The sequence below is a fragment of the Methanoculleus sp. UBA208 genome (assembly GCF_002498065.1).
Classification (GTDB): Archaea; Halobacteriota; Methanomicrobia; order Methanomicrobiales; family Methanoculleaceae; genus Methanoculleus.
Map to the genome: position 1 here is coordinate 1 of NZ_DAFZ01000026.1, position 25,686 is coordinate 25,686.

Annotated in this window: 26 protein-coding genes and 2 tRNA genes; 13 read left to right on the forward strand and 15 right to left on the reverse strand. The window is 63.8% G+C overall.

Annotated features, from left to right (window positions below; genetic code table 11):
* Nucleotides 1–75: 75 nt before the first annotated feature.
* On the reverse strand, nt 76–2,337 hold the full coding sequence (locus BRA62_RS01995; protein ID WP_292364435.1) for an efflux RND transporter permease subunit: 2,262 nt from the start codon (nt 2,335–2,337) through the stop codon (nt 76–78).
* Complete coding sequence (locus BRA62_RS02000; RefSeq protein WP_292364436.1) at nt 2,334–2,753, reverse strand: hypothetical protein; 420 nt, start codon at nt 2,751–2,753, stop codon at nt 2,334–2,336. The genes BRA62_RS01995 and BRA62_RS02000 overlap by 4 nt, the downstream gene beginning before the upstream one ends.
* 231 nt (nt 2,754–2,984) lie before the next feature.
* Between BRA62_RS02000 and BRA62_RS12860 the strand changes: the two genes are divergently transcribed.
* Both BRA62_RS12860 and BRA62_RS02010 read left to right on the forward strand, forming a co-directional pair.
* Nucleotides 2,985–3,701 carry a helix-turn-helix domain-containing protein gene (locus BRA62_RS12860; protein ID WP_422655920.1) on the forward strand — a complete coding sequence of 239 codons (717 nt, stop codon included), beginning with the start codon at nt 2,985–2,987 and terminating at the stop codon, nt 3,699–3,701.
* A 359-nt stretch (nt 3,702–4,060) separates the two neighbouring features.
* A complete protein-coding gene (locus BRA62_RS02010; protein ID WP_292364438.1) occupies nt 4,061–4,813 on the forward strand; it encodes a TrmB family transcriptional regulator in 753 nt (250 codons plus the stop codon).
* Between the two features lie 38 nt (nt 4,814–4,851).
* Here the strand turns inward: BRA62_RS02010 and BRA62_RS02015 are convergent, their stop codons facing one another.
* Both BRA62_RS02015 and BRA62_RS02020 read right to left on the reverse strand, forming a co-directional pair.
* Nucleotides 4,852–6,156, reverse strand: a complete 1,305-nt coding sequence (locus tag BRA62_RS02015; protein WP_292364440.1) for a serpin family protein — start codon at nt 6,154–6,156, stop codon at nt 4,852–4,854.
* A gap of 272 nt (nt 6,157–6,428) precedes the next feature.
* Nucleotides 6,429–6,501 (reverse strand) — tRNA-His (locus BRA62_RS02020).
* 363 nt (nt 6,502–6,864) lie between these two features.
* Here BRA62_RS02020 and infB point away from each other — a divergent pair.
* Nucleotides 6,865–8,646, forward strand: a complete 1,782-nt coding sequence (gene infB / locus BRA62_RS02025; RefSeq protein WP_292364442.1) for a translation initiation factor IF-2 — start codon at nt 6,865–6,867, stop codon at nt 8,644–8,646.
* 116 nt (nt 8,647–8,762) lie between these two features.
* Nucleotides 8,763–9,161, forward strand: coding sequence for a 30S ribosomal protein S6e (locus tag BRA62_RS02030; RefSeq protein WP_292364444.1), 399 nt, complete (start codon nt 8,763–8,765; stop codon nt 9,159–9,161).
* Nucleotides 9,162–9,224: 63 nt separating this feature from the next.
* Here the strand turns inward: BRA62_RS02030 and BRA62_RS02035 are convergent, their stop codons facing one another.
* The 3 genes from BRA62_RS02035 to BRA62_RS02045 form a co-directional block, all read right to left on the reverse strand.
* The gene (locus BRA62_RS02035) at nt 9,225–10,223 is read right to left on the reverse strand and encodes a radical SAM protein (protein WP_292364446.1); all 999 of its coding nucleotides are present in this window, start codon (nt 10,221–10,223) and stop codon (nt 9,225–9,227) included.
* A gap of 165 nt (nt 10,224–10,388) precedes the next feature.
* Nucleotides 10,389–10,856, reverse strand: a complete 468-nt coding sequence (locus BRA62_RS02040; protein ID WP_292364447.1) for a DUF2240 family protein — start codon at nt 10,854–10,856, stop codon at nt 10,389–10,391.
* A complete protein-coding gene (locus BRA62_RS02045; RefSeq protein ID WP_292364449.1) occupies nt 10,853–11,275 on the reverse strand; it encodes a hypothetical protein in 423 nt (140 codons plus the stop codon). The genes BRA62_RS02040 and BRA62_RS02045 overlap by 4 nt, the downstream gene beginning before the upstream one ends.
* A gap of 89 nt (nt 11,276–11,364) precedes the next feature.
* Between BRA62_RS02045 and BRA62_RS02050 the strand changes: the two genes are divergently transcribed.
* Together BRA62_RS02050 and BRA62_RS02055 are read left to right on the forward strand one after the other, a co-directional pair.
* Nucleotides 11,365–12,804 carry a bifunctional metallophosphatase/5'-nucleotidase gene (locus BRA62_RS02050; RefSeq protein WP_292364451.1) on the forward strand — a complete coding sequence of 480 codons (1,440 nt, stop codon included), beginning with the start codon at nt 11,365–11,367 and terminating at the stop codon, nt 12,802–12,804.
* Nucleotides 12,801–13,139, forward strand: coding sequence for a DsrE family protein (locus BRA62_RS02055; RefSeq protein ID WP_292364453.1), 339 nt, complete (start codon nt 12,801–12,803; stop codon nt 13,137–13,139). Before BRA62_RS02050 ends, BRA62_RS02055 begins: the two co-directional genes overlap by 4 nt.
* A 12-nt stretch (nt 13,140–13,151) precedes the next feature.
* Here the strand turns inward: BRA62_RS02055 and BRA62_RS02060 are convergent, their stop codons facing one another.
* Nucleotides 13,152–13,529: a 30S ribosomal protein S8e gene (locus BRA62_RS02060; RefSeq protein WP_292364454.1), complete on the reverse strand. Its 378-nt coding sequence runs from the start codon at nt 13,527–13,529 to the stop codon at nt 13,152–13,154.
* A 105-nt stretch (nt 13,530–13,634) separates the two neighbouring features.
* Nucleotides 13,635–14,282, reverse strand: coding sequence for a hydrogenase nickel incorporation protein HypB (gene hypB, locus BRA62_RS02065; RefSeq protein ID WP_292364455.1), 648 nt, complete (start codon nt 14,280–14,282; stop codon nt 13,635–13,637).
* Between the two features lie 55 nt (nt 14,283–14,337).
* On the opposite strand from hypB, the gene BRA62_RS02070 reads away from it, so the two are divergent.
* The 4 genes from BRA62_RS02070 to BRA62_RS02085 all read left to right on the forward strand — a co-directional run bounded on the left by BRA62_RS02070 (nt 14,338) and on the right by BRA62_RS02085 (nt 16,696).
* A complete protein-coding gene (locus BRA62_RS02070) occupies nt 14,338–14,610 on the forward strand; it encodes a signal recognition particle subunit SRP19/SEC65 family protein (RefSeq protein WP_292364456.1) in 273 nt (90 codons plus the stop codon).
* Nucleotides 14,611–14,615: 5 nt separating this feature from the next.
* Entirely contained in the window at nt 14,616–15,260 is a 645-nt protein-coding gene (locus BRA62_RS02075; protein ID WP_292364457.1) for a histidinol phosphate phosphatase domain-containing protein, read from the forward strand.
* 338 nt (nt 15,261–15,598) lie between these two features.
* Nucleotides 15,599–16,612 carry a transcription initiation factor IIB gene (locus BRA62_RS02080; protein ID WP_011843316.1) on the forward strand — a complete coding sequence of 338 codons (1,014 nt, stop codon included), beginning with the start codon at nt 15,599–15,601 and terminating at the stop codon, nt 16,610–16,612.
* 12 nt (nt 16,613–16,624) lie between these two features.
* Nucleotides 16,625–16,696: transfer RNA gene (locus BRA62_RS02085), tRNA-Ala, on the forward strand.
* 315 nt (nt 16,697–17,011) lie between these two features.
* Here the strand turns inward: BRA62_RS02085 and BRA62_RS02090 are convergent.
* Nucleotides 17,012–18,070 (reverse strand): WD40 repeat domain-containing protein, encoded by a 1,059-nt coding sequence (locus BRA62_RS02090; RefSeq protein WP_292364460.1) that lies wholly within the window; start codon nt 18,068–18,070, stop codon nt 17,012–17,014.
* 32 nt (nt 18,071–18,102) lie between these two features.
* Complete coding sequence (locus BRA62_RS02095) at nt 18,103–18,270, reverse strand: hypothetical protein (RefSeq protein ID WP_292364461.1); 168 nt, start codon at nt 18,268–18,270, stop codon at nt 18,103–18,105.
* A gap of 135 nt (nt 18,271–18,405) precedes the next feature.
* On the opposite strand from BRA62_RS02095, the gene BRA62_RS02100 reads away from it, so the two are divergent.
* A complete protein-coding gene (locus BRA62_RS02100) occupies nt 18,406–18,876 on the forward strand; it encodes a C-GCAxxG-C-C family protein (RefSeq protein WP_292364462.1) in 471 nt (156 codons plus the stop codon).
* Here the strand turns inward: BRA62_RS02100 and BRA62_RS02105 are convergent.
* Complete coding sequence (locus BRA62_RS02105) at nt 18,848–19,954, reverse strand: acyltransferase family protein (protein ID WP_292364463.1); 1,107 nt, start codon at nt 19,952–19,954, stop codon at nt 18,848–18,850. The two genes, BRA62_RS02100 and BRA62_RS02105, sit on opposite strands and share 29 nt — an antisense overlap.
* 67 nt (nt 19,955–20,021) lie before the next feature.
* On the opposite strand from BRA62_RS02105, the gene BRA62_RS02110 reads away from it, so the two are divergent.
* Nucleotides 20,022–20,807, forward strand: a complete 786-nt coding sequence (locus BRA62_RS02110; protein ID WP_292364464.1) for a YhfC family intramembrane metalloprotease — start codon at nt 20,022–20,024, stop codon at nt 20,805–20,807.
* On the opposite strand, the gene thiL is transcribed toward BRA62_RS02110, so the two are convergent.
* From thiL to BRA62_RS02125, 3 genes are read right to left on the reverse strand one after another with little or no spacing between them, the layout of a single operon-like run.
* On the reverse strand, nt 20,804–21,670 hold the full coding sequence (gene thiL, locus BRA62_RS02115; RefSeq protein ID WP_292364465.1) for a thiamine-phosphate kinase: 867 nt from the start codon (nt 21,668–21,670) through the stop codon (nt 20,804–20,806). The genes BRA62_RS02110 and thiL overlap by 4 nt on opposite strands.
* Nucleotides 21,663–23,612 carry a DUF460 domain-containing protein gene (locus tag BRA62_RS02120; protein WP_292364466.1) on the reverse strand — a complete coding sequence of 650 codons (1,950 nt, stop codon included), beginning with the start codon at nt 23,610–23,612 and terminating at the stop codon, nt 21,663–21,665. The genes thiL and BRA62_RS02120 overlap by 8 nt, the downstream gene beginning before the upstream one ends.
* A complete protein-coding gene (locus BRA62_RS02125) occupies nt 23,609–24,466 on the reverse strand; it encodes a serine/threonine-protein kinase RIO2 (RefSeq protein WP_292364467.1) in 858 nt (285 codons plus the stop codon). Before BRA62_RS02125 ends, BRA62_RS02120 begins: the two co-directional genes overlap by 4 nt.
* 49 nt (nt 24,467–24,515) lie before the next feature.
* On the opposite strand from BRA62_RS02125, the gene BRA62_RS02130 reads away from it, so the two are divergent.
* Nucleotides 24,516–25,505: an ATP-binding protein gene (locus BRA62_RS02130; protein WP_292364469.1), complete on the forward strand. Its 990-nt coding sequence runs from the start codon at nt 24,516–24,518 to the stop codon at nt 25,503–25,505.
* Nucleotides 25,506–25,686: the final 181 nt, after the last annotated feature.

Consider the following 25,686-nt stretch of genomic DNA (forward strand, 5'->3'; position numbering starts at 1 on the left):
TCGAGCACAGCCAGGTGCGGGTCACGACTGGCCTGAGGGCAGGAGTTTTTCCCGAAAAGGGGGGCGATGGAGAGGTTACTCCGGGACCCCGGCCGCCGCTACGGCCCGGGAGCGTCCGGTGTAGCGGTACATGAGTGCAAGGACCGCCGGCATGACGACGATCGCGCCCACGAGCGAAAACCCGACGGTGATGACCGTCACGATCCCGAAGTTGCTGATGATGTTGAAGGTCGAGAGGGTGAGCGCCGAGAACCCGAAGACCGTCGTCAGCCCGGATACCGTGATGGCCGTCCCGATCTTCTGCACCGCGGTCTGGACGGCGTCGAGGAACTCCATGCCCCGGGCGAGTTCCTCCTCGCACCGTTCCATGATGAGGATGGTATACTCGGACGCGACCCCGATCGTCATCGACCCGAGGACGGCGGTCAGCGGCGTGTATTCGAGGCCGAGGAGATACATGATGGCCCCGTTCCAGCCGACGATGAAGAAGATCGGGACGACCGGCGAGACGGCGCTGGGTCTCCGGTAGATCAGGATCAGGAACCCGAGGATGAAGGCGAAGCCGAGCACGGTCATGAACGTCTTCGACTCGCTGATATCGTCCATGAGGGCGGCAAACATCTCCATACTACCCGTGATCTTCACCGTCACACCGGCCGGCGGGTTGTTCCACGCAACGTCGTCCTGCATCCTCTGCACAAGGTCGCGGGCGACGCTCATCTCCATGTCGACCGTCGAGAACTCGAGCACCGCTTCCATATTCCCGTTGAGGTAACGGGAGAGGGTCTCCTCCGGGATCCGGGCAACGACGCTGTCGACCTCCCTCTCGGTCGAGGGGAGCGTCCCGCCGTTGTACTCCCGGATCAGGGTCGCGACACTTGTCACCCCGGTTATCTTGTCGTTATGCTCCTGCTCGTAGACCCCGAACTGATCTATCCAGGCAAGCGTCTCCGGAGAGAGGACGTCGTCTGCGGTCACGACGACCGGGATGGTGCTCGTCGACCCCATTGTCCGGGTGATCTTCTCCAGGGAGAGGAGGGCCGGCATGTCATCGGGGACGAAGGTTTTCTCGTCGGCACTGATAGGAACGCTCTGGTCGAGGTGGAAGCCCCCTGCCGCGACGACCGCAAAGAGCAGGATGACCGGGATCGGGTATTTTGCGACGGTGTAGGCGAGCCTGCCGAGGAGTCGGTCGTACCGCTCGATGAAGGTGTTCCCAGGCTTTGAGGCGGCTTCGGAGGGGGCGGACTCCTCTTCCTTCGGCCGGTAGCGGGTGACGATTGCAAAGACCGGGATGAGGATGAGCGCTGCGATGTAGCAGGAGACGACCCCTATCGTGCAGACCATCCCAAAGTCGCCCACCATCGGAACCGGCCCAAAGAACATCGCGATGAATCCGAGCGCCGTCGCCGACATCGCGACCAGGACCGAAGGCCCCATCTGCGTGACAGTGACCCATGCGGCCTGTGGGATCGTGCTGCGCCGGATCTCCTCGTCGAACCGGGCATGGAACTGGATCGCGTAGTCGATCCCGATCCCGATGAGCACCGGGAACGCCCCGACCACCACCATGCTGATCGGGATGCCGAGGAGGCCCATGAACCCGAAGGTCATGATGAGCCCGACGGCCACGACCCCCACGGGGAGGAGGCTGTAACGGACGTGGGAGAAGAGGAGCGTCACCGCAAGAACCATCAGGACCATGGCTGCGAGGATCAGCGTGCCCGTCTCGGTTCCCATCTCTTCACCCATCTCCTGCGTGAACGCCGGGTTTCCCGAGACCGTGACCGTGAGGCCCGGAGGCGGCTCCGAGACGGCGATGATTGACCTGATATTCTCAAGAACCTGTTTCTGCAGATCCATCGTGACGCCCACCTCAAGGTTGATGACGCTGATCGTCATCAGGTCCGAGGGCAGCATACTCTCGACCATCTCCGGCGGAGCCTGTGCGATGATCCCGTCGATCTCCGCTTTGGACGACGGCAGGGTGCCGCCACTCGCCAGTTTGAGGAGATCGACGACGCCGGAGACCTCATCGACGTAGCGTTCGTTTCTGAGGTCTTCCTGGAGGCTGTCGATATACCTGAGGGTATCGGGGTTTCGGACGCTGTCGGCCTCGTAGATGAGCATGATCGCGTCGGAGCCGTAGGTCTCCTTGTAATGATCCAGGAGCGCGCCGCGGGGGGTGGTTTTGTCGACGTAGGTGTCGTCGCCGGTCTCCATCGTCACCATCGAGAGCCCGAAGCACGCCAGGATGAAGATAGCCGCGGCGACCCCGGCGACGGTCCAGGTATGGTTGTTGATGGCGGCGGCGAGCCATTCGTAGGGGTTCTTCATCTGCTCGCCTCCTGTGCCTTTTCCCCGTACTCGCCGATGATCGCCATGGTCACTGCGCGAGCAATCTCGCCGTCGCTCCTGCAGGCGGGCTCGATCCCGTAGTCCTCTGCTACACGCCGGAGTTTTACGGGGTCGAGGATCCGGTAGCCGCGGCCGTCCTCCCCGGATTTAGCCGTCATCGTGAGGACGGACGAGAGCAAGGAAGCCGCGGGGTCTTCGTCCATGGCGAGACGGTGGAGCAGGGCTACGGCCCGCCGGCAGTCCAGTGGGGGGATGAACCCGGCCTCGATCCAGACCTGGTCGGTCTCCTCGATGTATGGCTCTTTGTGGGATGATTTGCGATAAATAGGTCTTTTGCACGGCGGCTCTTTGGAACCCCGGCAGGACCCGGTATTGCAGGTGGTTGCGCAGTTCACGTCTCTCCTCGTAATAAATGGTTCGTCTGCTGGAAGTAGTGTTTTTGAGGGACAGGATATGAACCTGCTGCAACCCGGGCGGGGACCGATATCGGGTTCCGCTTCCCCGGTGTGATCTCCTGCAGCCGGTTCACGTTTGCTTCCCATACCTATCAGTACTGGAGAGCCCGGGAATTCAAGATTCTCCCGTATATGTACGGGGTTTATAGGGGGCGGCGTCCCACACGATGTATGCGCAAGATGACCGTCGAGGTCTGTCTGAAAGATCCATTGATGGGCATGCCTTCCGACGCAGAGGATCTTAACCGGGCGGTGAACGACCTCCTGGACAGGGTCGAATTCGTAAAAGTCCTTGAGTTGCTCAAGATGAACTTTGAGCGGGGGGAGGAGACGGTGGTTGCCGAGATTACGATGAAAGCGGGATACACCGCGAACGACCTTGAGTTCCCGGAAATTCTCGGTTCTCTTGAGGTGCTCAAGGCCGATGGCCGGAGTCGCACCTGTCTTGTGCGGTACGCCATCCGGGATGAGTTCCTGCTGGAGAAGATGCGCGAGTTCGACCTGGACGTCATCTGGGCCTCCCCCATATACAAGTCCCGCGACCTGTTCATCCACACCTGCATCGGCGATGCCGAGAACCTGAACAAGATCCTCCGCCTCATGGCCACCTACGGTGAGGTCCGAAACGTCATCTTCGAGGAGGCTTCTTTCTCCGGGAACGACCCGCTCTCGCGGCTCACCCCCCCGGCAGAGGGACCTTTTGATCGCGGCAAAACGGTACGGCTACTACGAGTACCCCCGCAGGATCAACAGCCAGCAGCTTGCGGAGAAGGTGGGCATCAGCAAAGCCACCGCGATCGAGCACCTGCGAAAGGCAGAGGCGCGGCTCATCTCCACGCTCCTTGCAGGATACTGACGGCAGGCGTCGTCTGTCCCGATATACCATAGAAGCATCCCCGGGAGGAAGCGGTGAGGACGGCTGCCCGGTCACGCCCGGGCCCGCCGCCGTTGCCGCCGGATACGTTCCAGGGCATGTTGATGACCCGGTTTGTAAAAGGTGATACAGCCGGGTATCATCTGGTTCAGGTGGTATCGTTTTTGCGTTCTGCTCTCATCGGTCCTTGCCGGAGCAGCCTTCCTCGAAGGTGGGTATGCCCGGCCCGGCGTTCCGGCTTGCGGTGTACGCCCGGCATCTGGCGGGCGGCTGCTCCGGAGGGGAACGGTCTTGCGAGAGACGGGTTCTCTCTCGCCGGTACATCCGTCTCTCCCCGGAAGCCATAAGGGTGTTGCAACTCAATAGAGGTGCAATGACTGCTGAGATTGTCCCGGGACTCCGGGATCTCGGGATGAACGAGTACGAGACAAGCGTCTACTCCACGCTTGTCGGGCTCCAGAAAGCGACCGCACGGGACATCCACGAGGTGAGCGGGGTTCCCCGGGGACGGATCTACGAGATCTTGAACGACCTGGCCCGGCGGGGTTTCATCGGGGTTGAAGAGGGGTCTCCCTCTTCCTATTACGTGCTCGATATAGACATGGTCTTCGACCGGCTCAAAGATGATTACATCCGCACCCTCGACGAGACACGCGAGGCGTTGAAGAGCCTCTCGGTAAAACCGCATCTCCCACCCGATTCGTTCTTCATCCTCAGGAGCGGCTGGGCAATTGAGAACCACATCTCCGCGCTCTTCCGGCGGGCGAAGAAGACCATGGTGCTCCTCTGCTACGACCCGGAGTTTCTCCGGAAGCACTATGCGGCCATCAAACCGATCGAGCGCAAGATCGATCTCTACGTGGTCGTGCGGAAGAAGGAGGATTATGCCGACATCAGACTTCCGATCTACGAAGCCAGGGGAACCGTGCTCGAGCTTCTTGACTCTCCGCCTATGAACGAGTCCGTGATGGGTTTGAGAAAGGATGAGTGCACGATACTGGTCGACGGCCGGGACTTCTTCGTCATCGCCGTTGCAGGCTCCGGGCGGTATGCGGTGATCGGCTCGGATATGCCGATCATCGGTTATATGCAGAAGACGATCGTCGAGCGGCTCGCTGAGGCGTGAGGAGGCGGCAGGCTATCGCCGCCCCCTCGGACTGTTCCTTACGACTCCTCCGGATTCGCGACCCGTCCTGCAAAGAGAATCGTCCCGGAATCCTCCTCGACGATGAGGAAGACGAACGGGTGGTCCGCCCGGAATACGGGCGTGGTATCGCCGCCGGGCGCAGCCTTCAGGTTCACGACGACGCCGGTCGCAGCCGCAGCCTCGGTGCCTTCCTCGTTCACGTCGACGAACGCCTTGTGAACGACCTCGCTGATGAAGAGGTCGTCTGTCCCGTCCATCCCCGAGAAGTCGGCACCGCCGGAGAACGCCGTCGGCATCCCCATCGCTGCGAGCGTCGGGGGGAGGCTGTACTCCGCTTCAAGCGTGAACTTCGGGAAGACGACCCTGACGCGCCGGTCGACCAGCGAATCCCGGATATCAGTGAGCGTCCCGGGCTCGAGAGCTTCCTCTGCCGCCGTCAGGTTGTCTTCCCGCGGGAGGAGGACGAGCATCGAGAGTCCCGTTCCGCTCCCGTGCGCGTACGGCATCTCGAGCATCTGGAGGGTGTCGGTCTCGGTATACCCGTAGATTGCGTCTTCGTCTGTGCGGTGCATCATCTCGACCTGCACGGTCTCGTTCGGCGCGACCCGGAACTCCTCCTCCGTTGTTTCGTTCGCGTCGAACTGCTTGATCCAGGTGCCCTTGAAGTAGATCGCGTTCGTGATCACGAGCCGGGTCATCGAGTCGATCGAGCCGGCGGGGAGGAGGTCGCGGATCTTATCCTCGGTCTTCTCCTCCACCCAGCGGTTGATCGTCTGCCGCGATCCCTCGGGGTTGCTGGCGAAATCGAGGTTCGTGGCGTTTGCCGAGTACCAGCGCCCGGCCGTCTCGATGTAATCCGGGAGGAACGGGTAGGCCTCCTGCGCCCAGAGGGCGTTTGCCGTGCGGAGAGTGTAATTGGCGTCCCCGCTGTTCAGGACGGCATCGAGCCCGGCAAACCCGGATCTCCGGAGGGTCTCGTTCTGTGGGAGGTGGAGCACCGATCCGATCTCGTCGGCGGTCGTGCCCCGGGCGCCCTCGTAGGTGATCGCGAGGGCCGAGGAGATGCTGTAGGGCGAGAAGAAGATGTTCTGGTCCGCGTAATCCGGGTCGCTCGCGAGTTGCCGGTAGAGGTCGGCCGCGAACCGGTTGTTCCCCGCCGAGACGTTGCCGGCGCCTTCTGCAGCCGGGCCCGGCGTTTCCCCCTCCGTGGGAGGAGCCGACTGTCCGGATGTCGTTTCCGGTATATCGGTGCACCCGGCAGCGATGCAGCCGAGCGCGATGAGGCCTGCAAGCAGCAGCAGGCCGATAATCCTTCTGTTCATGGTGTGCGATATGGTGTCCCGGATAATTATACCTGGCGTTAACGACGAAGTTTTTCGAAGTTTTGCGCCTTTCGAGCGGCGGTTTTTCCCCCTCCTGATGGCTGGTGTGCAAAAAGAACTGATGGAGGGCGGGCGACCGGCCATCGGGTGGGGGTTTGAGAAACGCGATGCGTTTCGAATGGGTCTCCTCGCCCCGGTATCGGTGTTTTGAGACGCCTTCCTGATCAGTGTATCCAGGAGCAATCCGAGACGATCGAACGAAACAAAAGAAAGGCCAGGGCCGAGATTCGAACCCGGGTCGAGGGATCCACAGTCCCTTAGGATAACCAACTACCCCACCCTGGCAAGGTACTCATAATAGTTGGTAGCCGGATTTGATTAAGGTATCTCTACGGCGCGCCCGTACCTCTCTTCTTCCATGGGGTTCCGGGCTTGCATCCGGCCGGAATCGCCGGGGACCACGCGATCCGCCGGGCATCCGGCCGCCACGCTGCCGAATCCGGTAGCGTCCGGCCGGACGCGGTAGGCGGCGAGGTGAATTATTAATAGACTCCATGTTCTATAACGTACCAGTATTCCGGGCGCCGAGCGACGCCCCGGGGGTAGGGGAATCACCCTGACTATGGCGTGATTCGGGAAAAAAGCGGTCAATATTCCGGATTTTTCGGGTTTATTCGTCCATACAGCATATACCGGAAGGTGATTATCATGGCAAAGGAATCAACGATCAGGGCCCCCATCGTCTGCGTGATGGGCCACGTAGATCACGGCAAGACATCGCTCCTGGACCGGATCCGGGGCTCGTCCGTGGTATCGACCGAGGAAGGCGCGATTACGCAGCATATCGGTGCCACGCTTGTCCCCATCGACGCAGTCACCCGCATGGGTGGAGCCCTGAGCAAGGTCAGCGTCAACGTCCCGGGCCTCCTCTTCATCGACACCCCCGGGCACCACGCCTTCACCACGCTGCGTGCGCGCGGCGGGGCGCTCGCCGATATGGCGATCGTCGTGGTGGACATCAACGAGGGCTTCCGCCCCCAGACGATCGAGGCGCTCCAGATCCTGCGCAATTACAAGACGCCGTTCGTCATCGCGGCGAACAAGGTCGACCGCATCCACGGCTGGCGCGTCCAGGAGGGCCAGCCGTTTCTAAAGACGTTTGCGCAGCAGAACGAGCGCGTCCAGGGCATGGTCGAGACGAAGGTCTACGAACTCGTCGGCAAACTCTCCGACCTCGGATTCAACTCCGAGCGGTTCGACCGGGTCTCGGACTTCGCGCGCAACATCTGCATCGTGCCGACGAGCGCCATCACCGGGGAGGGCGTCCCCGATATCCTCATGGTGCTGATCGGGCTCGCCCAGCGCTACATGACCGAGAGCCTCAAGGTCAGCGCCGACGGCCCCGGCGCCGGCACCGTGCTCGAGGTGAAGGAGGAGCGGGGCCTCGGGATGACGCTCGACGTGATCCTCTACGACGGAACCCTCAAGGTCGGGGACGGGATCGTCGTCGCGGGAAACGACCAGATCATCGAGGCCAAAGTGCGTTCGCTCTTAAAGCCCCGCCCCATGAGCGAGATCCTGATCGAGGAGCGGTTCGAGCGGGTCAAATCCGTCACCGCCGCTGCGGGTATCAAGGTCGCCGCCCCGAAACTCGACGGAGTCATCGCGGGCTCCCCCCTCCGGGTCGTCCGGGGAGCCAACCGGGACGAGGTGATCGAGCAGGTCCGGCGCGAGGTCCAGGATATTGAGGTGAACCTATCCGATATCGGCGTCATCATCCGGGCGGACACTATCGGCGCACTCGAAGCCCTCTCGAAGGAACTCGAGGGCCACCAGATCCAGGTGATGCGGGCGACCGTGGGCCCGGTCACCCGCCACGACGTCATCGAGGCGGGAACGATCAAGGACCCCCTCTACAGCGCGATCATCGCCTTCAACACCCCTGTCCTGCCGGACGCGATCGACGCCCTCGCGGATACGTCGATGTCCCACGTCAGCATATTCGAGGGCGGCGTCATCTACCAGCTCATCGACGACTACGTCGAGTGGCGGGATGAGAAGAAGCAGGAGCTCGAACGGCAGAAGTTCGAGAAACTGATCATGCCCGCCAAGATCCGGATCCTCCCGAACTGTGTCTTCCGGCAGAGCAACCCGGCCGTGGTCGGTGTCCGGGTCCTCGGCGGGAAACTCCAGAGCGGTGTCGATCTCGCCCTTCCGAACGGCAAGAAGGTCGGCCGCATCAAGCAGATCCAGGCGAAGAACGAGACCGTCCAGGAGGCGGAGGCGGGCGCGGAGGTGGCGATCTCGATCGAAGGCCCAACGGTCGGCCGCCAGATCAACGTCGACGACGACCTCTACGTGAATATTCCGGAGCGGCACGTGAAGGTGATCGAGCGGGAGATGATCGACCACTTAAGCTCGAGCCTGCGCGAGACCCTGGAGGAGTTCACCACCCTGAAGCGCCGGGAAGACCCCTTCTGGGGGAAGTGACCCCTTACCGGAAAGTGCGGGCTTCTCCCGGCCGCCGCTCTCCTTTAACCCTGCAGAGGTAGTCTTTTAATACCATATTCTCAAATTGTATAGGTACTTTCGAAGGAGTCGTCAACATGGCAGATTTCAAAATCATCCTATCAGAACCGGAAACCGGGCGCTCGTATAAGGTTGATGCGACCGGTTCCGCCGCAGGAGCGCTCATCGGCAAGCGCATCGGTGACGAGATCGACGGGAGCATCCTCGGCTTTGCGGGCTACACGATCAAGATCACCGGTGCCACGGACAAGACCGGTATCCCCGCACGACGCGACCTTCCCGGCCCGTCACGCAGAAGGCTCCTCCTCTCCAGGGGCGTCGGGTTCCACCCCGTCATGGACGGGGAGCGCCGCAGGAAGTCGGTGCGGGGCAACGAGATCAGCGCAGATATCGTTCAGATCAACGCCGCCGTGAAAGAGAGCGGTGCAAAACCTCTGGCAGAATACTTTAGCCAGCCCGAGGCGGCTGCTGAATAAATCAGCCTCTTTCTTTTCTGAAGTATTATTGTCCCGGGTCAGTCTACCCGTATTCTCGTCGTTCTACCGGCCGCGCCAGGGTTCCCTGAGCGTGGCGGGGCAGTGGTCGCGGAGAGGGCACGCCCCGCAGTCGCGGGGGTGGGTGGGGCACCCGCACGCCGCGGCATACGCGGCGGTGAGCGCCGCAGCAGGCTCTCCCCCGTATGCAGCGGTGAGCCCTGCCGCCCGGGCGGCAACCTCGTCCGGCACCGCTTCGGGATAGTAGCCGCTCCAGGCCACGTCCTCGAGCCCGGCCTCACGGCAGACCGCACAGAGATGCTCCATCTCCTCCCTCGACGGCCCCGGGTGGTAGTAGAGGACGTTGTTCGGCCTAAACCCGATGAGCCGGTAGGGCACGCCCGGGTCGAGCGAGGCGATGAACGCCGCGATCCTGGCCACCTCGCGATCGGTCATGCCGGGGATCACGACCGTCCGAAAGACCCTGATCCGGTCTCTTCCCTCGCGCACGAGGTACTCTGCGTTCCTGAGCACAGGGCCCACCGGCGCTCCCGTGAGGGCGCGATGGACCGGGTCCGACCACGCCTTGATCTCGAGGGTGATCACCCGGCAGAGGTCGACGATCCGCTCCATCGCCGCCTCCGTCGCAAACCCTCCGGTCGAGATCCCGATCCCGAGACCGAGCCCCTGCCGCTTCACCTCGCCCGCCACCTCTTCGATGTAGGGGGGGTGGATTATCGGGTCCCCGCCTGTAAACCCGATAGTCCGGATACGCCGCCCCCTGTAGGCGGCAACCCGCTTCCGGGCTTCGGCCACCAGCACCGCCGCCGGCACGTGGCCGGCGTACTGCCAGCCGGGGTCGGGGTACTGCGAGATCCGGTAGGCGTTGCAGTGGAGGCAGCGGTAACAGCACCCGAGCAGGGTGACGATGTAACTCGCGAGAGAGCCCGAACACATCGTCGCCGCCACCTCCGCCCGGCCGACGCGGCACACCCCCCGCTCTCCCCGGAGCCGGTCGACGCCGCACCTCCACTCGCAGAGGCGGCAGGACTCAAGGTCTTCCATACAGGTTTCTGGCGCATGCATGCACGATAGCCTTTGGGACGTTGACGCGACGGGGGCAGGGATGACCAGAAGTGGATCGTGTGTGATCGCCGGTGCAACGGGTAGCGAAAGGTACCGGAGTGTTTGCGTGAGTCTTTCCGGTATGCGAGAAACGTGAGAACGATCTTACCGCTTCTTCGCGGCCGATTTTTCCAGGGCGGGCAGTTTGTCCTCGAATGCCACCCCGTACTTCTTCGCGAGGATGACCGCCGCCGCCTCCACCCGGAGGTTGCCGTCAAAGTTATCGGTGACGACCCGGTGGAGTTCGGCAACGACCTCCTGCGGCGGTTTTTCGGTCGCGGCGGCGATCCGCCCGATCAGCTCCTCGTAGGGGCTTTCCGCCGCTGCGAGGACGTCTGAGGTGGGCTTGAACCCGAGCGGTATCGAGACCTCGGCAACATCGAAGAGCGGCCGGATGGCTCCTCCGTCCACCTCGACGAGCCCCTCTGACTTCGCCCGGTCCAGGAGCTGATTCGCCTGCTCCTTGTTCATCCATTTCCGGTCGATGGCGATGTAGAAGACGAACTCGCTCCTCTGCAGCCGATCTTTACGCATGTGCTTGAACGGCGCGGCAACCGCAATCTTGACACTCACTCGCAGGCACCCTTGAGCATCTTTCGCAGGTCCATCGCGTCCAGGTCCCCGAGGCGCCCCTCCTTCGCGACGTAGCACTCAGTCACCGGACCCCTGTCGACGATCCGGAGGAAGAAGACGTTCTCCGAGACCGGCAGCTTTTTTTCCGGGGTAAGCAGCGTCCTCTGCAGGTCGATCCGGAAGTCCGCCACCTCGGTGACCTTCTCGGCGAGCGGCACCAGGGCGTCGAGGTCCAGGAACTGCGTCCGCCCGTCCGCTACCTGGACGAGCATCCGTTCCTTGACGAGGCCGTCGGCACCCCGTGCGGTGGTATGGGTGTCGTGCATCCGTGCGATGCAGGCAAGAACCTCCCGGAACGGCCGGATGAGGTCAAAGTCGAGATCGATGGATTGGGGGAAACGATGGTATATCCTGCGCATCACTAGAATTGAGGTCTGCGGAACGTAAAAAGGATGTGATCCCGCCGGAGGCGCAAACGTTTTTTGCACATCTTCCCCTCCCTGCACCCATGACCGGCCACCTCACGCTCCTGCAGATGAACGACTCGCACGGGTATCTGGAACCGCACCAGGAACTCTTCTATGCCGGCGGGCCGCCGGTGTACCGGATGGCAGGCGGGTACGCCCGGATTGCCGCCCTCCTCGAAGAGGCTCGCGATGAGCGGCCGGGAGGGGTGCTTGCGTTCGACTGCGGCGACACCATCCACGGGACCTACCCCGTCGTCCAATCGGAAGGCGAAGCGCTCGTCCCGGTCCTGAACGCTCTCGCCTTCGATGCCATGACCGCCCACTGGGAGTTCGTCTACGGCCCGGAGCAGTTCCGGAAGGTTGCCGGGAAGCTCGACTACCCGGTCCTCGCCGACAACTGCTGCGACGACGCGACCGGAGATCTGGTCTTTCCCCCGTATACGGTTTGCGAGACCGATAGCCTGCAGGTGGGCGTCATCGGCATCGCAGCCACCATCGTCGACAAGGTGATGCCGGACTCCTTCTCGGAAGGAGTCCATTTCTCTCTCGGGAACGCCGAACTCCCGGGGCACATCGCCCGGCTCCGCGAAGAGGAGGGGGTGGATCTCGTCGTGGTGATATCGCACCTCGGGTTTCCGCAGGAGGTGAAACTCGCCCGCGAGACGGACGGGATCGACGTCCTCCTCTCGGGGCACACCCACAACCGGCTTTTTGAACCAGCGGTCGTCAACGACACTGTCATCATCCAGTCGGGCTGCCACGGCTCCTTCCTCGGGCGGCTTGACCTCACGGTCGAAAACCGGCGGGTGAAACGGTTCGACCACGCGCTCATCGTCGTCGGCGAGGAGATCCGGCCCGATCCCGGGGTCGAGGAGACGGTCGAGGGGATCATGGAGCCCCACCGCGAGTACCTCTCCCGGGTGGTCGGGGAGACCCGGACGGGTCTTAACCGGAACACGGTTCTCGAGGCCACGATGGACAACCTTCTCCTGCAGGCGCTCATCGACGCCACGGGTGCAGAGATGGCGTTCTCGAACGGCTGGCGTTACGGCGCCCCGGTGTCGCCCGGCCCGGTCACCCAAAACGATCTCTGGGATATCATCCCGGTCAACCCCCCGGTCTCGACGACCGAGATCACGGGCCGGGAACTTACGGCGATGATGGAGGAGAACCTTGAGCGGACCTTTGCGCGCGACCCCTACCAGCAGATGGGCGGCTACGTGAAACGGTGCATGGGGGTCAACCTCTACTGCAAGATAGAGAATCCGGCCGGGCTGCGGATCCAGGAATTCTTTGCGGCCGGCAAAAGGCTCGACCCGGACGCCGTCTACAGCGCGGCGTTCGTCACCGGGCAGGGCGTGCCGCCGGCCTACGGGAAGAACCGCCGGGACCTCGATATCCGGGCGATCGAGGCGCTCGAACGCTACCTGGCACAAGGTCCCGTCAGCGCCGAACTCCGCGGGAGCGTGACGGCGATATGACCCTCTCCCCGCGGGTCGTCATCCACCTGGACGAGCGCGAAAAGGCGGCGCTCGTCCTCCGGAACGCAAAGAACCTCGCCACCGAGCTCGAGGAGGTCGAGGTCGAGATAGTGGTCCACGCCGACGGGGTGGAGGGGATCCGCGCCGGCGGCCCGAACACCGGCCTCATGGACATGCTCGCGGGCCGCGGGGTGCGGTTCGTCGTCTGCGAGAATACGCTGCGCTCCCGGAACTTAACCATGGAAAACTTCCCCGGCTACGTGGAGACCGTCCCGTCCGGCATCGTGGAACTGGTCGTCAGGCAGGCGGAGGGCTGGTGCTATCTCCGGCCGTAAAAAAAGGGTATGTTATGCCAGCAGAACGGCGTTGACGACGCCGTCCTGGCTCGGTCTGCTGACGATCCGCGCGCGCCCCATCTCGGTCTTGATGATGGCGCCCTTGGTCAGGAGGTTCCGCCGGACGTAGTTCGGGTTGGCGCTGTTCGCCTCGACCGTCTCGATCTTCGCCTTTTTGGTCTCGCCGGTTGCGGGGTTTGAAACCGTCGCGTATTCTAGCCGGAGTGCCCGGACCTTCTGGTTGCCTCCGTAGGTGCGGACTACTCTCCTGCGTTCTTCACCGATGTGCGTCTCTGCCGGAGCTCTTCCGATCTCCGTTCTCTTCTTGCCCTGGGAGGTGTGATAGCGTCCGCCCGACGGCTTCCGTACTGATCTTCCTTGCCACTGCATGTGACCACCGAACTACTCTGTTGAGGACGCGATACCCTTCAGGGGGTAGCAATCTCTCGTTAAAGTGCTATAACTATTCGAGACCGGGATATTTAATTCTGCTGATCACGCGAGGATCGCGTCCAGCAGCGCCTCGAGCCCTTCCCCGGCCTTCATGTTCGTCCGGAAAACCTTCATCTCCGGGTTGTAGCGGCACATATCCGTCTCCATCCGGTCAAGGTCGGCGCCGACGAACGGGGCGAGGTCAACCTTGTTGATGACGCCGATGTTGCTGCTACGAAACATCATCGGGTGCTTGTTCACCACGTCGTCTCCTTCCGTCGAGCTGACGACGACGATCCTCTTCTCTGCGCCCAGCCGGAAATCGGTCGGGCAGACCATGTTGCCGACGTTCTCGATGAAGAGGATGTCGATCTGATCGAGCGGGAGGTGCCCGATGGCGTGCTCCACCAGGTGGGCGTCGAGGTGGCACTCCTTCCCGGTGTTCGCGTTGTAGGCAGGGACCTCGAGGGCGACGATCCGCCTGAAGTCGTCGTCCCCGTAGACGTCCCCGGCGATGGCGCCGACACGGAGACCCCGCTCCCGGATCAGCGGCACGAGCCGCTCGATCAGGGCGGTCTTCCCGGACCCGATGGCGCCGAGGAGGTCGAACGCCCGGATGCCGTGCGCCTTGAGGTGGTTTGCATTGGCGTCTGCCAGGCGGTTGTTGACGTCGTAGATGTCCTTCTCCACATGGACGTCGATATGATGCATGGTACGTACTGTGATCATGATCTGTTTATAGGTTAACCACCCAGATCATACAACAATGAGCGCTGAACGCATCCTGTACCCCTGTTACTTCGACGCAACGCTCGAGCGGCGGGAGGGGCGTCGCGTCGCAAAAAATCTCGGCGTGAGATCCCCGGATCTTCCCGCCATCGAGGCCGTCCTGCGGAAGATGAAGGTCCCGCACCGGGTGGAGGAGCACCACCACCCCGCCCGGTGGGCCGAGCGTGAAGGCCGGATCGTGGCGGAATGGGAAGGGAGCAAGGAAGACCTGATCCGGAAGGTTGCCCGCGGCCTGGCCGGCCGGAAGTGACCGCGATGTACGACCTGCACACCCATACCGTCCTCTCCGACGGCGAACTCCTCCCGACGGAGCTGGTCCGCCGGGCCGCCGTGCTCGGCTACGAAACCCTCGCCGTCACCGACCATGCGGACGCCTCGAACCTCCGGCACCTGGTGGAGGCGGCGGGAGAATGCCGGGAATCGGCACGATGTTACGGCGTGAACCTGCTCGTCGGGGTGGAACTCACCCACGTCCCGCCTGCCCTGATCCCGGCGTTTGCACGCGACGCAAAGAGGTTCGGCGCCGATATCGTCGTGGTTCACGGCGAGACGGTGGTGGAGCCGGTCGCCCCCGGGACGAACCGTGCCGGGTGCACGTGCGAGTACGTGGACGTGCTCGCCCACCCCGGGCTCATAGCGGTCGAGGATGCCCGCGCAGCCGCGGAGCACGGGATAGCGCTCGAGATCACCTCGCGCGGGGGACACAACCGCACCAACGGCCATGTGGTGCGGATGGCGCAGGAGGCCGGTTGCCGGCTTGTGGTCGATTCCGATACGCATGCACCGTCAGATCTGATGTCGAAGGGGGCGCGATGGGCGGTCGCTCTCGGCGCCGGATTGACGGAGGCCGAATCCCGGGAAGTTCTCTCTCAGGATATAAATCGGCTCCTCCAGAAGTAAGATGTGATATTTATATCTTAGCAAAACGTTTTTATATTCAAACCGCCAACATATATATGTTACTAAATACTTCCAACTATAGTATCCCCTAGAGGTTGCAGTTTGCGGCTAATCGGACGTTCTGTAAGTGTTTGCGGCGATCGCTTGTTAATCTTGCGATGTGATGCTGCACAGTTGCCCCGCCTCTACGGTGAGGCTGTGGATCGCCGGTTAAAACCCGTAGGGAAGGTAGTTGACATCTTTGGAAATATATCATCTCCCTATGCCGTAGTCCTCTGCTACAATGGCTGCTCCGTGCAGGTTGGCGAGAAGATATTTGCAAAATAGGTGAATAATCGATGGCAGAAGTAGAAAAATTGAAACAGCTGCAGTTGCAGCGTGAGGCCCTTAAGAAGAGAGGGGAGCAGAAAGTCAAAGAGACGGAGAAGAAGCGCACCGAGGAGAGCGTTCAGTCCGTCTGCCCCGAGTGCGGCAGCCGCCAGCTCGTTCACGACTACGAGCGTGCCGAACTCGTATGCCAGAACTGCGGTCTCGTCCTCGACGAGGAGTTCATCGACCGCGGTCCCGAGTGGCGTGCATTCGACCACGACCAGCGCATGAAGCGCTCCCGTGTCGGCGCACCGATGACGTTCACGATCCACGACAAGGGTCTCTCGACGATGATCGACTGGAGGAACCGCGACTCCTATGGCCGGGCTATCTCGAGCAAGAACCGCGCCCAGCTCTACCGGCTCCGGAAGTGGCAGCGGCGTATCCGTGTCTCGAACGCGACCGAGCGGAACCTGGCGTTCGCGCTCTCGGAACTGGACCGGATGGCGTCTGCGCTCGGCCTGCCCCGGAACGTGCGCGAAACCGCCGCGGTGGTCTACCGCGACGCCGTGGACAAGAACCTGATCCGCGGCCGGAGTATCGAGGGAGTCGCGGCGGCTGCGCTGTATGCGGCATGCCGCCAGTGCAGCGTCCCCCGGACGCTCGACGAGATTGCCGAGGTCTCCCGTGTATCCCGTAAGGAGATCGGGCGCACCTACCGGTTCATCTCCCGCGAGCTCGGCCTGAAACTCCTGCCGACGTCCCCGATCGACTACGTACCGCGCTTCTGCTCGGGCCTGAACCTGAAGGGCGAGGTCCAGAGCCGGGCGGTCGAGATCCTCCGGCAGGCAGGCGAGCGCGAACTTACGAGCGGAAGAGGTCCGACGGGCGTCGCTGCGGCCGCCATTTACATCTCGTCGATCCTTGGCGGCGAGCGGCGCACACAGCGCGAGGTCGCCGAGGTTGCGGGCGTAACCGAGGTCACGATCAGGAACAGATATAAGGAACTGGCAGAAAAATTAGATATCGAGATCATACTCTGATCTCATATCTTCGGGCTCGTAGATCAGGGGTAGATCGCTACGTTCGCAACGTAGAGGCCGCGGGTTCAAATCCCGCCGGGTCCACTCATCTGTTTTGTGACTTCATTTTTGTATGAATTTTTCATATGTTCCTGGGCGACCGCAGGTCGCCGGGGGTTTCGAAAGGGGCGGAGCCCCTTCGGTTGGGACAGAGAGGCCGCGGGTTCAAATCCCGCCGGGTCCATTACTGCTCATCTTCAATAACACTTTTAAGAAACTTGCTGGCCCATAGGCGACCGCAGGTCGCCGGGGGTGTCGAGAGGGGCGAAGCCCCTTCGGTCGGCAAACGTCAATCCGGGCGACATCCGTGTGTCGACCACAGCGCGCGAGCCCCGCCGGGACAGCGCTCCGCCCGGCTATTTAAAAGTCTGGAGGAGAACAGGGAATCCCCTGTTCTCCGGGGTCACCGGCGCCGGAGACGGCCTGCGGCCCCCGCGACCGCAACGGCGAGGAGCCCGATGAGCGTACCCCCCCGGCCTGTGTCGGGGCCGTCGCGTGCGTGGTATCCTCCGTCGCCGCCGGCACCGGCGCATCGGCCGTCCGGAAGATGAAGGCCCGCTCTCCCGCACCCGCGGCGAGGTAGTCGCCGCCGTCTGAGAGGGCGACCGCGTTTACGGCTGCACCGCCGTCAAACGACCAGAGCGCGTCTCCGTTGTTGTTCCAGAGGTGCACGCCCCCGCCAGCGGTCCCGGCCGCGACAGTCCCGCCCCGCCGGGATATGTCCACGGTGAGGACGTCGCTTCCCGTCCGGTTCTTCCAGAGCAGGTCGTCGTTCGGCCGGTAGCAGTCCACGTCGCCGCCCTCCTTGCCGACGACCACGAACCGTCCGTCACCGGAGAGAGCGAGCGCGAGGATCGGCGCCCCGGTGGGAAGCGCCCAGGGGAGCCCACCTGCCCGCCCGTAAACCTGGAGGGCGCGATCCCGGCCCCCGGCGGCGACGACCGACCCGTCACGGGAGACGTCGACAGCGGTGACGACGTTGCGGGCAATCCCCTCCCAGATCAGGTTCCCCTGCCGGTTCATGAAAAGAATGTCGCCGCTGCTGCTCCCGGCGACGATGTAGTTGCCGTCATTGGTGAATGCGACGGACGTGACGTACAGAGGCGTGCCGCCGGAGCGGGAGCCCCGCTGCACGGTGATATCCCACTCCTCATCGCCCCGGTAGTCAAAGAGGGTGATGCGGTCGCTCCCCACCACGAGGTACCGGCCGTCCCCCGCGAAGGCAAGATCTCGGACAGGCCCGACGACGCTCTTCGTCCAGTAGCGGCCGCCACCCGCACCTTCGGTGCTCGAGCTCCTGCCCTCCGGCCAGTCGCCGTTGCCGTCGAAGAGGAGTACATCGCCGCCATCGGTCCCGGCGGCAACGTAACTTCCGGCATCCGCGACGGCAACCGCAGTTACCGCACTTGGGGCGCTCACGTTCCAGGGGACGGTGCCGTCCTGCTGCAGGCCTACGATGTTCCCGCTTCCCGTCCCGCGACCATATATCTCCCGTCCGCGGTGATCGCAACGTCGTTGACGACGCTCCCCGTCGATACGCCGTGGTAGGAGGCTTCCGCCCCGGCCGCCGCCGGAACCAGGGCGACGATCAGGGCGACGATCAGTGCTGTTCTTTTCATGGTTGTCCCCTCACCGGGAGAGTATTCCCGGAATACGTCTACTTTCTCGGCCGGGCTTTTAAACCATTCCGGCACCGGGCCCTGCCGCGCAAACTTGAAGCCGCCAGGAGCGCAATCAACCTGCAGGTGAATCGGATGGGTAACAGGGCAAAAGAGGCGGTCTCCCGCTTCATGCAGGGTTACAACTGTGCACAGGCGGTCAGCTCGGTCTTTGCGGACGATGCCGGGGTGCCCGAAGAGGTCGTCCTCCGTGCGGCCACGGGGTTCGGCGGCGGGGTGGGACATACCGGGGGCGCGTGCGGGGCCGCATCAGGTGCGGTTCTCGTCATCGGGCTCTCCTTCGGGAGCACCGGTCCCGACGAAAAAGAGGCGAAGGATCTGGCCTACGCTCTCACCCGGGAGTTCATCGCCCGGTTTGTCCGGAAGAACGGCACCGTCTCCTGCACCGAACTCCTCGGGTGCGACCTCTCGACCGATGAAGGGCTTGCCCGGGCCCGGGAGCAGAACCTCACCCGGACCCTCTGCCCCCGCTACATCGAAGACGCGGTCGAGATCCTCGAAGAGGTTCTCGCATCCGTCACTTCCGGGCGACCCACCATGCGGTAAGGGGTGCCGGCAGGGACGGGATCCCGAGCACCCGCCGCAGATCGGCGGTGCCGAGGCTCTTTGCCGCGAGAGCACGCTTCTCGACGACGTGCCAGGAGAGGAACGCGAGAGCAAACGTTGCCAGGAACGAGAGCCCGCAGAGCGCCGGGAGGAGGAGCTCGTTCCCCGTGGCCTGGATCAGCACCTGCTGGACCGGGTAGTGATAGATGTAGATGCCGTAGGAGAAGTCCCCCGGTCTCCCGAAGGTGTTCAGGAACGGGATCGGGAGGTGCGCGGCGTAGATGGTGAGGTAGGGGATGGCGATCATCCCGGCGACGGTTACGTAGGGTGTCAGGGCCGCGAGCCCGAGTAGCAGGAGCAGCGCTCCGGCGACCACCGGCCGGTAGGCGATCCGCTCCCGGTGAAGGTAGAGGCAGGCACCGATGAGGAAGTAGAGGGTGAACCGGATCTTCGACATCCGGGGGTCGTCGAACCAGGCGGCCCACAGGAGGACGTTTACGGCGGCAAGGGCGGTGATGGCGCCCCACCGGTGCAGGAGCCCGGCGATCCCGAGGGCTGCGACGACCCCGTACATGGCGACCTCGACGGGTATCGTCCAGAGCGAGCCGTTGACGTAGGTCCACGGGTTGTCCTGGAAGAGGCCTATCGCCGATCCGTCTTCAAAGAACGGGACGGTGGCGAGACCTGCCGGAGAGAAGAGGGTCCCGAAGTAATCCACCAGGGGAAGAGACGTCATCAGCGGGCCGATGACGAATAGCGTGACCAGGATCGCGAGGACGAGGGCAGGGACGACCCGGAGAAACCGTTTCCAGGCGAACCGGAGCGGCGATGGGGTCGACTCCCAGCTCGCCGCGATCAGGTAGCCGCTGGTGACCAGGAGGGCGGCAAGCGCTGCCTCCCCTATGAGTATGACCGGGTCGTACATTCCCGTCCCGACGTAGCCGAGCCTGAGCGCGTAGGCGTGCGTGACGACGATCACCGCCGCCGCTGCGAACCGAAGGAAGTCGAAGTTGTTCGAGAACCGACCCCCCGGTATGCCCCCGCCTTCGGTGACCGCCCCCGGATGCTCTGTTTTCATGGCTATCGGGATCCTTTCCTCACTGTACAGTGACAATTGTTAAATAATTAGTCAAATACTCTCCCGTATGGACCCGCTGGTTGTCGCCACGTTCGCCGTCGTCGCCCTGCTCGAGATCATCGTTCCGCTCGCGCTCGGCTACTGGATCGTCAAAAAATTCGGCGTCTCGTGGCGGGTCTTCGTGCTCGGCGCCCTCTTCTTCATCGTCGTGCAGATCGTCCACGCCCCGCTCGTCCTCGTAACGCAGACCCCGCTCTACCTCGCCGTCCTGCCGTTCGGGACAACCGCGGCCGTCGCGGTCCTCGCCGTCTACCTCGGCCTCATGGCCGGTCTCTTTGAAGAGATCGGCCGCTACCTCGTCTATCGTTACCTCTTCCCCCGCCGGGAGATCCCCCTCAGCCGGGAGAACGGCCTCCAGTTCGGGGTAGGATGGGGCGGTGTCGAGAGCATGATCGTCGCGCTCCTCGTCCTTACGAGCATGGTCTCCTACATCGTCATCACCGGCGAGGGGTCGATGCTCTTCCTGCCCGACGACCCCGCCGTCCAGGCAGAGATCGAGGCCCTCCGGGCCCTCACCCCGCTCGACATCCTGCCCGGGCTCGCCGAGCGTATGATGACGATCGTCCTGCATATCGCGTGGTCGCTGATGGTGCTCGCCGCCATCGTCTACGCCAAAAAAGCGCTCCTCGCTCTTGCTATCATCTGGCACGCCGCAGTGGACGCCGCCGCCGTCTACCTCGCCCAGACGCAGGGAATCCTGGTGACCGAGGCGGCGGTATTCGTCTTTGCAGTCATCGGCGTCGCGTACATCCTGTGGGAGTGGCGGCGGATGGGGGTAAGGGCCACCTCCTAGCTGCCCCACTCGTGCAGGTAGCCCCGGCGTTCGAGCGGCTTTCCGTCCGCGAGGACCGTCCGCTCCACTATGACCTCCCCGATGACGTGCGCCTCGACACCCGGGACCGGGAGGATGCCCGGAGGGGCACAGAAGAGAAGTTCGAAGTCCCCCCCGCCGTAGAGCGCAAGTTCTCGGCCCTCGTCCTCCGGCACGCCGGCCGGGAGGGGGAGGCGGGCGGTATCGACGGAAAAGCCGCAGTCGTTCACGGCAAGGAGGTCGTGGAGGGAGAGGGCAAGGCCGTCGGAGATGTCCATCATCGCCGAGACCCCGGCACGGCCGAGCGCCTGTCCTTCCCGAACCCGGGGCTGAGGCTCGAGGAGTTCCTTCGTGTGCCGGTCGTAGCCGTTCAGGGCGGCCTGGGCTTCGCCGAGCGATCCTGTGACCGCGATGACGTCGCCCGGCCGCGCCCCCCGCCGCCTGATGAGGTGCTCCGGGGCGACGGTCCCGAGCCCCGTGCTCACGATCGTCAGTTCCCGGTGGGCGTCGAGGTCCCCGCCCACAAGCTCGGCGCCGAACGCCGTACAGCAGTCCCGGGCGCCCTCCATGATCCCGCGGAGGCGTTCCGGCCTATCGAGGCCTACAGCGAGGAGCACCTGCCCCGGCGCCGCGCCCATGCTCGCGACATCAGAGAGCGTGACCGCCGTCGCCATCCAGCCAGTCTGCCAGTCGGTCATCCCGGCAGGAAAATCGGTCGTCTCGTGGAGCATATCGGTGCTCGCGACCATGAGGCGGTCGCCGCAGGGGATGACGGCACAGTCGTCCTCGAGCCGCTCCGGGTTGATGATCGTCCCGATAAGCCGGTGCAGGCCCCGTTCATCCACCGCGGCGCACCTCCTTCTCCCGCTCGCTCCGGTACTCCTTAAAGAGGTATTCGACCCGCTCGGCTTCCTGCTCGCGCCGGAACTCCTTCTGCTCCTCCTCCCATTCGCCGATCGCCTCCTCGACGGCTCCGGTCAGTGCCGCTCCGCTCCTGCCGCGGATATCCGGCCTGACGGTCTCCGCGGGGAGGAGGGGCAGATCGGACTCCCGGGCGACCCGGATCAGGTGCGGGTCTGGCGGCTCCCCGCCGACGACCAGCGCCCGCACTCCCGTTCCCGCGAGGTCTTTGACCACGCCGCGACCCCAGCCGTGCGCCCGGGGGACGTAGAGGACGTCTCCTTCGACGATGCCGATCTCCTCCTGGAGGCCCCGCACCGCTTCGCGGGTGAGGGAGTCGAGCGCCTTGAGCGGAGTGTAGTCTTCCGTGCCCTCGATCTTCGCGACCTTCTGCATCCTCTCCAGACGTTTCTTCAGCCGCCGGGACCGGCGCCGCTCGCCCCGGAGCTGCTCGCGCAGGCTCTCGATGGTCGCGTCCTTCGCCGCCAGTTCCGCGTCCCGGCGGATCTTTCGCTCGGTCGCGGAACGTGCCCGGCGCACTTCCTGCCGGAGCCGCTCCGCCTCCCGGCCGCGCTCCCGGAGTTCCTCCTGCAGTTCCTGCACGTAACTGCGGAGCCTTTTCACCATCCCGTCGAGCGCCATCACCCGCTCGTCCTCGACCGGGCGCTCCGGGGGGGGCACCTCCGGTTCGGCCTCCTTCTTCGCCGCCGGGACTCCCTGCAGGTCCGCAAGAACGGTGTCGAGCGGCTGGCCACGCAGCACCCGCGCCCGCACCTCGTCGAGATCGAACCCCGGCCCCACCCTCTTCGCGATGTTCCTGAACTTGTTCTGGAGGCTCCGGTAGGCGTCCAGCGCTGCCGAGAGGGCGTCGCGCTCGTGGTCGTTCGTGTAGGAGAACGGGGCGGTCAGGTCGTACTTCGCCTCCACCGAGAGCGACTGCTTCGGGGTGTAGGGGATGGCATTGAACGCCCGCCGGATCTTCTCGACCGAGTAGGGCATCTGCTGCACGTCGGAGGCGATGATGAGTGGTTTTCCGGCGCGGTAAAGTTCCTCGACGATATCCGACATCGTCATCTGCCGGGAACTCGTGAGGAGTACCAGGTTCCCGTCGAGGTCGACGGCGGCGATGCCGGTGGTCGTCCCCGGGTCGAGCCCGACGATCAGGTAACGGGGGCGGCTGGAGAGCGGTTCGAACCGTATCCGATCGAGCTGCCTGCCCGTCACCCTGACCTGGACGTCGGCGCCCCGGGAGGAGTGGACCGGAACCCTCTCCCGGGGGGCCTTGACCCGGAAGGCGACCCTTGAATACCCGCCGAACGCCTTCGTCTCCTTCTTCTCGTAGTCAAGACCGGCGCCCCGGAGCCGGGTCTCGATCTCCCGGCCCTTCTGCAACACGGCGCCGTGGATCTTCCGGGCATAGCGGTTCTGGCTCCATCCGCCCCGGCCGGGCGAGCGGTGCCGGCTCACCACGATGTCGGTGGTGTTCTCGAACGCTATCACCTCGACCCCCGCCCCGAGCGCGGCCACCCGGGCGGTGGTCCGGGCCTCGGCGTAGGGGTCGAACTTATTGAAACTGATGTTGTAGCGGGCGGCGACCTTCCCGAGACTCTCTTTCTTCTCCCCGCCGGTCACCTGGACGAGTTTCGTCGACGGCGGGAGCGACTGCAGGAATGCGTAAAGTTCGTGCTGGTCGGCCGCGACCTCCTGGAGGCTGTCCACCGCGAGGATGTCGGGTTGTTCTGTGGCAAGGAGGCGCTGGAGCCGGAATCCGGTGACCTCCTCGACCCCCTGGACCTCGCCGTCTTCCACCCGGGCGAGCGCGTAGACCGGCCGCCGGGTGCGGGAACGCACCGAACCTTTGATGATGTCGATCCCGAAGACCTTCACCCGACCACCTGTGCCAGTGCTTCGTCGAAGGCGTATTCGAGGCCGTATTTTCGTTTGAAGTACTGGAGGATGTTCTCGATGTCCCGGCTGAGGATCTCGCCGGCGTTGGGGTGGGCGGTCTCCACCCACTGGGGCCAGTCGATCAGCCAGCACTGCCCCTCGTCGACCATGACGTTGAACTCGCTTAAGTCGCCGTGGATGACGCCGAGGCGGTAGGCCTCCCGGATGTTGTCGAGGATCTCGCCGAGGATCGGCTCCGGCTCTTCGAGGGCCGCCCGCGAGAGGTTGACGCCCGGCACAAACGACATCGCCACGACGTGCCGGTTCTGGTCGATCGGGAGCGGAACCGAGACGGCGGGGTGGAGGGTTTTCAGGGCGTCGTACTCCATCTTCGCCGAGTTGCTCGAGGCGAATATCCAGGGGCAGTGCCCGGCCTCCGGCATGTAGCCCCGTTTTACGCGGGCCGACTGGAACGACCGCTGCCCGACCCGGTGGAACTTCAGCACCACGACGCCGAGCCCCATCGCCTCGTAGACCTCCGACTCCTTTCCGACGCCGATCAGGGTTCCGAGCGCCTGGATGGTGCCCCGGCGGGTGAGGGTGTGGAGAGCCAGGCTGTCGTAGCCGTTGAAGACGAGGGCGTAACCCTCGTAGGGGGTCTTCTCGTACCTGACCATATCCATGGCCATCAGCCTGCCCAGGCGGTAGGAGAGCTCGGACTCCGAGAACTTTGTGGCCGACTTGAGCACCTCGAGCGGCACCCACCGGTACCGGCGCATGAGGCGTTCGAGGGCGAGCAGGATCCGGAGTTCGTAGGCGTGCAGGGATCGCACGTATTCTGCAGGAACAGGCATCTTCTACACAATTTATGTGATGCCGTGATAAAAGGATGATCGAGAAAGGATGCAGTGCAGCAAGTGCCGCCGCGACGCGGTTATTTTCCAGCGATACTCTGGGCTGCACCTCTGCGAGCAGCACTTTAACCGGGATTTCGAGGCGAAAGCGAAGCGGGCGATCCGGGAGCACCGCTGGATCGAGTCGGGCGATACGGTGGCGGTGGCGCTCTCGGGGGGCAAGGACTCGAGCGCCGTCCTCTTCTTCCTCCACCGGCTCCTCGGCGAGCGCCGGGACGTCCGGCTGATGGCGATCACCGTGGACGAGGGGATATCCGGCTACCGCGACCCGGCCGGAGCCAGGGCGATCGCCGAGAGCATGGGCGTCCCCTGGGTGACGGCATCCTTCCGGGAAGAGTACGGGATCACGCTCGATGAGATCGTGGGCCGGAAGGGCACGGGGCTCTCCTGCTCCTACTGCGGCGTGCTCCGGCGGGCGCTGATGAACCGGATTGCCCGCGAGGAGGGCGTCACGAAGTTCGCCTACGGGTTCAACCTGGACGACGAGGCCCAGTCGGTGCTGATGAACGCCCTCCGGGGGGATGCCGACCGGCTCACCCGTCCCATGCGGGAGGTGGAAGGAATGGTCCCCCGGATCAAGCCGTTCATGTATATCCCGGAGCGCGAGGTGGCGCTCTATGCCTTCCTCCACGTCGAGGGGTTCGACCTTGCGGGCTGCCCCTACGCGGGCGACGCCCTGCGGGGCGACGTCCGTGGGATCCTCGACGATTACACTTTCCGTCACCCGGCGACGAAGTACTCGCTCGTGAATCTGGGTGAGGCCCTGCGGAGGGCGGAGAAGCCGGCGGAGAAGATGGGGTTCGGGGTTTGCGAGAGGTGTGGTGAGCGATGGGCCGCAGGGTGCGACGTTCCGACGGAACGGAGCAGGAGCACCGAAGGTGCGGGGCCGGAGTTTGAGAAACCCGAAGGGTTTCGAGCGCCACGCGGGAGGATCTGCCGGACGTGCCAGGTGCTTGATGAGGTTCGGAAGGGTGGTTGAGCGAAAGGAGCCTGATAGCGGATTGGTGTGTCTACTAACCGCGAGGGTGAAGCGTCAAAAAGGACGTTTCCGGAAGTACTCTGTTTTTTAGGGTGAATTCCGAGGCAATTCTGTTCTACTCGCTTAACCCCGTCAACCGATATGTCCTGAATATCGCCACGCGGGGGAGGGGCTGACGGGG

Excerpts from the sequence above, each read along its gene's own strand:
- BRA62_RS01995 (WP_292364435.1), bottom strand. The coding sequence starts at position 2,337 with ATGAAGAACCCCTACGAATGGCTCGCCGCCGCCATCAACAACCATACC.
- BRA62_RS12860 (WP_422655920.1), top strand. The coding sequence starts at position 2,985 with ATGCGCAAGATGACCGTCGAGGTCTGTCTGAAAGATCCATTGATGGGC.
- BRA62_RS02010 (WP_292364438.1), top strand. The coding sequence starts at position 4,061 with ATGACTGCTGAGATTGTCCCGGGACTCCGGGATCTCGGGATGAACGAG.
- BRA62_RS02015 (WP_292364440.1), bottom strand. The coding sequence starts at position 6,156 with ATGAACAGAAGGATTATCGGCCTGCTGCTGCTTGCAGGCCTCATCGCG.
- infB (WP_292364442.1), top strand. The coding sequence starts at position 6,865 with ATGGCAAAGGAATCAACGATCAGGGCCCCCATCGTCTGCGTGATGGGC.
- BRA62_RS02030 (WP_292364444.1), top strand. The coding sequence starts at position 8,763 with ATGGCAGATTTCAAAATCATCCTATCAGAACCGGAAACCGGGCGCTCG.
- BRA62_RS02035 (WP_292364446.1), bottom strand. The coding sequence starts at position 10,223 with ATGGAAGACCTTGAGTCCTGCCGCCTCTGCGAGTGGAGGTGCGGCGTC.
- BRA62_RS02045 (WP_292364449.1), bottom strand. The coding sequence starts at position 11,275 with ATGCGCAGGATATACCATCGTTTCCCCCAATCCATCGATCTCGACTTT.
- BRA62_RS02050 (WP_292364451.1), top strand. The coding sequence starts at position 11,365 with ATGACCGGCCACCTCACGCTCCTGCAGATGAACGACTCGCACGGGTAT.
- BRA62_RS02055 (WP_292364453.1), top strand. The coding sequence starts at position 12,801 with ATGACCCTCTCCCCGCGGGTCGTCATCCACCTGGACGAGCGCGAAAAG.
- BRA62_RS02060 (WP_292364454.1), bottom strand. The coding sequence starts at position 13,529 with ATGCAGTGGCAAGGAAGATCAGTACGGAAGCCGTCGGGCGGACGCTAT.
- hypB (WP_292364455.1), bottom strand. The coding sequence starts at position 14,282 with ATGCATCATATCGACGTCCATGTGGAGAAGGACATCTACGACGTCAAC.
- BRA62_RS02070 (WP_292364456.1), top strand. The coding sequence starts at position 14,338 with ATGAGCGCTGAACGCATCCTGTACCCCTGTTACTTCGACGCAACGCTC.
- BRA62_RS02075 (WP_292364457.1), top strand. The coding sequence starts at position 14,616 with ATGTACGACCTGCACACCCATACCGTCCTCTCCGACGGCGAACTCCTC.
- BRA62_RS02080 (WP_011843316.1), top strand. The coding sequence starts at position 15,599 with ATGGCAGAAGTAGAAAAATTGAAACAGCTGCAGTTGCAGCGTGAGGCC.
- BRA62_RS02095 (WP_292364461.1), bottom strand. The coding sequence starts at position 18,270 with ATGAAAAGAACAGCACTGATCGTCGCCCTGATCGTCGCCCTGGTTCCG.
- BRA62_RS02100 (WP_292364462.1), top strand. The coding sequence starts at position 18,406 with ATGGGTAACAGGGCAAAAGAGGCGGTCTCCCGCTTCATGCAGGGTTAC.
- BRA62_RS02105 (WP_292364463.1), bottom strand. The coding sequence starts at position 19,954 with ATGAAAACAGAGCATCCGGGGGCGGTCACCGAAGGCGGGGGCATACCG.
- BRA62_RS02110 (WP_292364464.1), top strand. The coding sequence starts at position 20,022 with ATGGACCCGCTGGTTGTCGCCACGTTCGCCGTCGTCGCCCTGCTCGAG.
- BRA62_RS02125 (WP_292364467.1), bottom strand. The coding sequence starts at position 24,466 with ATGCCTGTTCCTGCAGAATACGTGCGATCCCTGCACGCCTACGAACTC.
- BRA62_RS02130 (WP_292364469.1), top strand. The coding sequence starts at position 24,516 with ATGCAGTGCAGCAAGTGCCGCCGCGACGCGGTTATTTTCCAGCGATAC.